This window comes from Haloquadratum walsbyi J07HQW2 (assembly GCF_000415985.1).
GTDB lineage: Archaea > Halobacteriota > Halobacteria > Halobacteriales > Haloferacaceae > Haloquadratum > Haloquadratum walsbyi_B.
The window spans coordinates 1,953,577-1,959,662 of the sequence record NZ_KE356561.1 but is presented as its reverse complement, the minus strand read 5'-3'; the positions used below and the strand labels follow the sequence as shown (position 1 = coordinate 1,959,662).

8 protein-coding genes and 3 pseudogenes are annotated in these 6,086 nt (G+C 55.2%); 3 read left to right on the top strand and 8 right to left on the bottom strand.

The features are described from left to right. Nucleotides 1-100: 100 nt before the first annotated feature. A complete protein-coding gene (locus J07HQW2_RS09135) occupies nucleotides 101-619 on the bottom strand; it encodes an ArsR/SmtB family transcription factor (RefSeq protein ID WP_021055182.1) in 519 nt (172 codons plus the stop codon). Between the two features lie 401 nt (nucleotides 620-1,020). Between J07HQW2_RS09135 and J07HQW2_RS09130 the strand changes: the two genes are divergently transcribed. After that, the gene (locus J07HQW2_RS09130; protein WP_021055181.1) at nucleotides 1,021-1,341 is read left to right on the top strand and encodes a hypothetical protein; all 321 of its coding nucleotides are present in this window, start codon (nucleotides 1,021-1,023) and stop codon (nucleotides 1,339-1,341) included. 74 nt (nucleotides 1,342-1,415) lie between these two features. On the opposite strand, the pseudogene J07HQW2_RS09125 reads toward J07HQW2_RS09130, so the two are convergent. Both J07HQW2_RS09125 and J07HQW2_RS09120 read right to left on the bottom strand, forming a co-directional pair. Further along, a pseudogene (locus tag J07HQW2_RS09125) lies at nucleotides 1,416-1,711 on the bottom strand (type II toxin-antitoxin system VapC family toxin); the annotation flags it as partial. 103 nt (nucleotides 1,712-1,814) lie between these two features. After that, nucleotides 1,815-3,211, bottom strand: a pseudogene (locus J07HQW2_RS09120) (RNA-guided endonuclease InsQ/TnpB family protein); the annotation flags it as partial. Between the two features lie 41 nt (nucleotides 3,212-3,252). Here J07HQW2_RS09120 and J07HQW2_RS18250 point away from each other — a divergent pair. Continuing rightward, nucleotides 3,253-3,396, top strand: coding sequence for a hypothetical protein (locus J07HQW2_RS18250; protein WP_021055177.1), 144 nt, complete (start codon nucleotides 3,253-3,255; stop codon nucleotides 3,394-3,396). A gap of 117 nt (nucleotides 3,397-3,513) precedes the next feature. Here the strand turns inward: J07HQW2_RS18250 and J07HQW2_RS18245 are convergent. Together J07HQW2_RS18245 and J07HQW2_RS09115 are read right to left on the bottom strand one after the other, a co-directional pair. Further along, nucleotides 3,514-3,651, bottom strand: a pseudogene (locus J07HQW2_RS18245) (VapC toxin family PIN domain ribonuclease); the annotation flags it as partial. After that, complete coding sequence (locus J07HQW2_RS09115; protein WP_048075219.1) at nucleotides 3,651-3,896, bottom strand: AbrB/MazE/SpoVT family DNA-binding domain-containing protein; 246 nt, start codon at nucleotides 3,894-3,896, stop codon at nucleotides 3,651-3,653. The pseudogene J07HQW2_RS18245 and the gene J07HQW2_RS09115, both read right to left, overlap by 1 nt. A gap of 43 nt (nucleotides 3,897-3,939) precedes the next feature. Here J07HQW2_RS09115 and J07HQW2_RS09110 point away from each other — a divergent pair, with 43 nt between their 5' ends. Next, a complete protein-coding gene (locus J07HQW2_RS09110) occupies nucleotides 3,940-4,539 on the top strand; it encodes a hypothetical protein (RefSeq protein ID WP_048075218.1) in 600 nt (199 codons plus the stop codon). On the opposite strand, the gene J07HQW2_RS18240 is transcribed toward J07HQW2_RS09110, so the two are convergent. The 3 genes from J07HQW2_RS18240 to J07HQW2_RS09100 form a co-directional block, all read right to left on the bottom strand. Then, nucleotides 4,520-4,891, bottom strand: a complete 372-nt coding sequence (locus J07HQW2_RS18240; protein ID WP_021055173.1) for a hypothetical protein — start codon at nucleotides 4,889-4,891, stop codon at nucleotides 4,520-4,522. The genes J07HQW2_RS09110 and J07HQW2_RS18240 overlap by 20 nt on opposite strands. A gap of 258 nt (nucleotides 4,892-5,149) precedes the next feature. Further along, nucleotides 5,150-5,692 carry a PIN domain-containing protein gene (locus J07HQW2_RS09105; protein WP_021055171.1) on the bottom strand — a complete coding sequence of 181 codons (543 nt, stop codon included), beginning with the start codon at nucleotides 5,690-5,692 and terminating at the stop codon, nucleotides 5,150-5,152. 6 nt (nucleotides 5,693-5,698) lie between these two features. Further along, a complete protein-coding gene (locus tag J07HQW2_RS09100) occupies nucleotides 5,699-6,082 on the bottom strand; it encodes a DUF7437 domain-containing protein (protein ID WP_394324639.1) in 384 nt (127 codons plus the stop codon). Nucleotides 6,083-6,086: the final 4 nt, after the last annotated feature.

Genomic DNA, 6,086 nt, shown 5'->3' with positions numbered 1-6,086 from the left:
GCTTCTCGTTGAAGGCGAGTTGCGACTCGTTTGTGGACCTCGTATCGGTGGAGATGCGTGTCTCCCGGAATCGGTGCATTTCCCATCCGCTGTCACCGAGTCAGTTGGCGGATGCGAGGCGATTCTCGCGGGTCGCCTCGATCGTATCGTAGAGTTGAATTGCCTGCTTGATGAGCATCGCCTGGTGCTCGTAGTAGTCCCAATCGTCTGCGTCGTGGCGCCGCTGTCGGCGTTCGGATGCTGGGATATCATCACCGACGGTCGCCCGGAGCTCGTCAGCGGACTCCACATCGTATGCCTCTTTCCACTCGTCGATATCGTCCCGGATGGCCTCTAATTCAGCCGTGAGTTCGTCCTTCGTGTGGTCGGTGGTGAGGTCACGGATCTGATCGAAATACTGGGTGACTGGGTCTGGATAGTAGCAGGTCTCGCGGCCGCGTTGGATCGTTGCGAGTTTATCTGCCTCGACGAGTTGGGTGAGGTACTTTTCGGCCGTGTTCCGGGCAACACCAGCAGCATCAGCTATCTCTCCCGCATTTTTTGGTTCGCGAACTGTCATCGCAACCTCCCGGATCCGGGCGACCTTTGCCGTGTGGTCCGTGGTTCTCGAATCGCTCATACATGTACTCGACTCTCCAGCATCATTACTGTTTTGAACCCTGATTCAAAATAGTGAATTAGCTCTTTTGTCCCTCCGACGAATCCTCTCGAGAAATCACAGTAACAGTCGTTGGCAATATGACCAATATGTATACTCGAAACCACACCAATTTGACCTGGAGCGATAGTTTGCACGTCCCATTTCGAATAAACAAACCCACATTACCAACGACTGTTAACCCAGTAATCCGAGGTCGTTGAGTTGGTCTTCGATTTTCAGTAGGGCTTCTTCAGCGTCATCAAGTTGCCTTCTACCCGCCGCTGAGGCGGCTGATTTCGGGGGTAAATTGAGAAGGCTCCGAGAACTCCGTGTATCGTTGTCACCGAGGGTTTTTGTTGCTTTGAACCATTAAAACATTCATGAACGGTGAGACGGTTCGGTGTGAAGAGCCAACAGAGGGTTCGTACATTCGGCTCCCCGTCCCACTCGGTGATACGGATGCATTCCGATACGGGGCAACCGCCGATATTCTGCATCTTCTCGTCGACAATCCAGAGCGAGGGTTCACGAATCGAGAACTCCACCGAGTGACGGGGAAAGGGTTGAGTAGTGTGAATGCCGCCGTCGATACGCTCGAGACACTTGGCGTGATTACCGTCGATCGATCAGGCCGGGCAAATGCTGTTCGGGTCACCTACGCCCGCCGTGAACGCCGGGATTCCCTCGCTGTCAGAAGTTGAACCGACCGGCGAATAACGCCTCTACAGACGGAACAGCCCAAACATCTCGGGGGGTGACCCCGAAGCGATTCACCTCAGTCGAATGGGTTATCCGGCGTGTCCAGCCGCGTGACGCCGTCGAGAGCGTCGAAATCATCGTCGAACGAGTAGAGGTACTCGATACCTTCCCGTTCCATATATGCTGCAATAGTCGAATCGACGAATGAGAGCTCCAAGTACCGGCGGAAGAGGGGCTGAGCAGCGTTGAAATCCGTTTTCGGTGCGTGGTCAATACAAAGTGAGCGCCCTCGATGAGCCGATCTAGCGTCTCGTTCGCGGTGTCTGGTCCGAGTTTCTCGCCAGTAAGATTCAATATTTCCGCGACGACATGACATCCTCCCCGGCCTAAACAGGGAGGGCGCTTCGCGCCTCTTGTAGTCGGGCGTAGCCCGACGACGCCGGGGTTTCCTCCGTGGGAGTCTCAGCCGATCTACGACTCGGCCGGAGGCAACATTCCCGTCACGGTGGACGGTACTCGGGTCTGTGCGCTGTTCTTTGGGACTTTCGTGAGGGTGTGGTGTCCCCGATCAGTGGTGGTCGTCCCACTCGAACCGCACGGGTCGTGCCATCGGCCTGACTGCCTTCTCTGTGTGCCGTTGACGAGACACGTCGTGTCTTGTTTGCCAACCAGAACTCGAAGAGTTCTGATGACGCTTCAGGAACGTTTCTGACGCCGTAAGGTCGGCGTGACCCTCGAATCCACACGAACACGTTAGTGTGTCCTGATGCCGTTTCGTTCGGTCTGTCGAACCACACTGTGGGCACTCCTGACTAGTCCATGCTTCCGACCGGACTTCCACCGAGATACCGTATTCCTCAGCAGTATATGCCAGCCGCTCAGTAAACTGCTTGAACGCCCAGAAGTTGTGGGTCTTGGCGTTGGTTTCGACCGACCAGTGCGTGTCCAGCACGTCGGTCAAGCCACCGATATACACGGTATCAACGACGTCCTTGTACAGTCGTTCCAACAAGTCACGACACAGTGCCTCTTGGGCGTGGTCGCGGCGACGGGTTCGCTTCCGGTACAGTCGCCGGATGCGATCGCTACTGTATCATCCTTCTTTGAGTTTCGACTGTAACCGGGCAATTTCTGTGTCGTGTCACGGAATCGCTGGAACAACTCGCGGCCCTCGTACAGGTATTGCTCGCCGGTCGTGGTCGTGGTGGTACAGGCGACGAGATTGTTCGCACCAATGTCCAGAGCGGCCTTCCCTGAGGTCAGTGGAGTGTCCCGTGCATCTGTAACAGTCACGGGTTGCGAAGCTCGGAAGGTGCAATCAGTCTCGTCGTACCACAGGTCCAACCGGTCCTGTTTTTCGTAGTCGGGCCACGTCGGGTCGCCGGCGATTTCCAGTCGGAGGCGTCCGGTGTGATCGTATCTGTCTTTCAACTCGCTCCCGACCAGCATCTCAATCCGGGAGCGGTCACCCCATTCGACGGTGTACGACGTGTTGCGGATGACGGTTTTGAGTTGGCGTCCCTCATCTTCGTTGCCACGGAATCCTGGTGGTTCCGGGTGGTCTGTGACCGAAGAGTTCGAGGAGTCGTGGTACTGCTCTTTCAAGCGGAAGAACCCGCGCCACGCTTCGCTGTTCTTCCGGATTACCTGTTGAGCGGTGGACGCACCGAGAACGCCTTTGTATCGGTCTTCGAGTTGGGCTGTATCGGCGTCCCATACGTCGCCCTCGAAGCCGTCTTCGTCGTTGTAGCGCATGAGGCGCTGGTAGTTGACTTCGTTCCAGAGAGCGGCAGAAGCGTCCAACAGGTCCCGTAGCAGTTGCTCACCATCGTCGGAGAGCGGGCGCACGGCGAACGTGTTGGTACGCTTCACAACAACAGATTATTATACTTTTAGTCTTAAGTCTTTTCGTCATGCGCCCCAACATCGACATTTCACACACGCTCGGTGGCCGAGTCAAAGACTACGCAGAAGCAAACGATTTGGACCTCTCAGAAGCCTACGCAGACGTTTTAGAAGCAGGACTGAAATCGTTGGAGACTCAAGAACAGCAGTAACACGGCAGTTTCACACTGGAGCTTACGCGATTCACGCCCGCCCTGTTCGGTCCTCGGTTCCGACAGCACGTCGGAACACTCGTTACTCACGGGAAGGACGGGACTCTCTCGCTGTTACAGGTAGTTCGTCATCATAACATCCGGGAGGTCGCCGTGATCGATACCTCGGACGATCTCCTGAGCGCGGTTATGATAGTCGTCGCGGGCGCTGGCACTGGCGAAGAGGACGTTGGTGTCCAGGAGGGCAACTGGCATCACTCCGCCCCGAACTCGCTCTCGACTTCGACTGCATTCGTCTCGCCAACATCCACCGGCTCGAAGTCGTCGAAGACGCCCTCACGCTGATGGACGATTTCGACGGAGAGACTCTCTTCTTCGTCGGTGGTCCACCGAAGCTTGTCCCCCGGTTCGATATTGAGACGCCGACAGAGGTCGGCAGGGATTGTCACCATCCCCCGGTCGCTCACTTTCGTTTCTTCAGGACCTTCTTCAGTTGCCATACTTACGCGTACTGGCTCCCGTATCATACATATTTCTCTACATGTGGAAAGCGAATGTGATCACGACCTCGACACCCATCGCTCGAGATGGCGATATCCAGCCGACAAACGAGTTGATGGGTGTTGGGCAGCATCAATCGACTACACACAAATCACGTTGTGGACAGCTATCGCTCGGCTGTCATACCGACAGCAATACTCCCATCTCATGTATCTAACTGCCCTCCGAAAATTTCTCCAGTACTGCGAACGTGGGGGCACACTTGATTACGGCTTTGATAGCCTCACCGTTCTCCCGACAATCTCCAAACACGAGGGGCAAGACGAGCGGTGTCTGGACAGAGAGACCGCCAAAGAGATTATCGAACACCTGGAAATCTACAGACCGTTCACCAAGGCACATGTCGTCTGGGCGATCCTCTCAGAAACCGTAATTCGATCCTCGATATTCCACGCATTTGACTTCGACGATTACGACGCCGACGAACGCTACCTCGCAGCTGCCAGTCGTGAAGAGCCCGGCACGAGGCTGAAGAACGGTTCCGACTGGGAACGTGAAATCAGTATTTCTGGGGATACCGCACAGACCATCGATAGATACATTGAGGCAAATAGGGACATCGTCACCGACGACCACTGCTGACCACGCAGAATGGCTGCCTCCAGAAGAGCACAATTCGATAGTACGTGTGCGCCTGGACCCGGTCGTGTGCCATTGGGAAGGAATCCCCGGGCGGCGAGGACCTCGGTACGTGTGACGCCGCCCAGACAAACAACGTGTGGTCTACGAGTGTCTGGAATCGCTCTCGCCTCATCCGGTCCGTCGAGGCTACATCACCCGTCTCCGAGCGAACGGCGTTCCCACCGAGGACGTGATTTCGAAGCGGTTTGATGCCAATCCCGACACGATTGGACGATGGTACGACATGAGCACCGAGTCGAACTGCCGCGAAGTACGGCGGGAGTACGTCGAGGACCTCTAATCGTCCTCGCACTGATTCCTCAGTAGGCGAATTACTAGTTCACTAGTTCACTGTTGCAGTCGAATCACCCCTTTCGAAGACGTTTCGCGTGGTCGCAAAGTCTATTCCCAGTGAATATATAGAATCACATACCGATGAACTGGGAAGCTGAGCGGGGCATGGCCCGTGATGTTGAGCAAAATAAGGAGATGTGCGAAGCTCTCGCAGACGGCGGCGACTCCGAGTAGTTGCCGGGTACTGACAGTACTCGTGGCAACGAAAATGGGTGCGTCAGTCGAATTCCGGAACAAAACCTCCAGCAATTTCATCAGCGAGTTCGCCACCGGTAAGCCACTTAATTTGTTCGGCGTCGAACCCGTATTTCGGTATTAGCGATTCCGATGCTTCGCCAAGCGGAATATCGTTTGTTACTACAATTACTCGATTAGTAGTATCGCCAAGGAGCATTTCGAGTGCTAGACCAACGATTTCCGTATCCGTTTTTTCCACGACATCCTCCGCCCGATTGCTCGAACTCGCAATGAAGCTTCGTGTCTGATCCATCACAGTTGAGATATCTGATTCCGAATAGGATGGACTTTCGGTGACCTTCATCCATCCCTCCTGTAGTGCGTCGTCGACGGCAGTATCAGAGATGTACGCATCGAGTGCTGGATCGCTGGTCACCTCGGCATACACCTGTGGTGAGATTCGGAAGGCGGTATCGCGTTGACGAGCTTCACGAGCGAGTGCCTGAAATCGCGTGCTTTCACGCCGACCACAACTGATCAGGACCGACGAATCGATGAAAACAACTACCCCATCATCTTCCATACCGGATCAGTCCTCAACGACAGGACGGAGTGCATCCAGAATGACGCCCGCTTCGAGCGGTGAGATATCTTGTTCCCGAGACATAATCTGATGCGTGACAGATCCGTCAACATATTCCCGAGCATATTCGAGCGCGATGGCGAGCCCGTCGAGTCCGTGGCGATTGATGTACGTGTCAATATCGTCATCCCGAATCTGGCGGGCAATCGCCTCAACTAACTCCGGTGTAATTCGTCGTTTGGTGTCACCTTCAGTCAGTTGAAGATCGATTTCCTCAGCGGTATACTCCGCGGGCCGCCCATCGTTCGACTGTTCGATGAAGCCTGGGACTTCAAGATCCTCGACGTATCCGTAGACCGTTCGCTGTGGAAGATCCAGCGTCTCGACGATGCCC

What these genes read in the sequence shown, in the direction of transcription:
- J07HQW2_RS09135 (WP_021055182.1), bottom strand. Translation starts at nt 619, where the DNA reads ATGAGCGATTCGAGAACCACGGACCACACGGCAAAGGTCGCCCGGATC.
- J07HQW2_RS09130 (WP_021055181.1), top strand. Translation starts at nt 1,021, where the DNA reads ATGAACGGTGAGACGGTTCGGTGTGAAGAGCCAACAGAGGGTTCGTAC.
- J07HQW2_RS18250 (WP_021055177.1), top strand. Translation starts at nt 3,253, where the DNA reads ATGCGCCCCAACATCGACATTTCACACACGCTCGGTGGCCGAGTCAAA.
- J07HQW2_RS09115 (WP_048075219.1), bottom strand. Translation starts at nt 3,896, where the DNA reads ATGGCAACTGAAGAAGGTCCTGAAGAAACGAAAGTGAGCGACCGGGGG.
- J07HQW2_RS09105 (WP_021055171.1), bottom strand. Translation starts at nt 5,692, where the DNA reads ATGGAAGATGATGGGGTAGTTGTTTTCATCGATTCGTCGGTCCTGATC.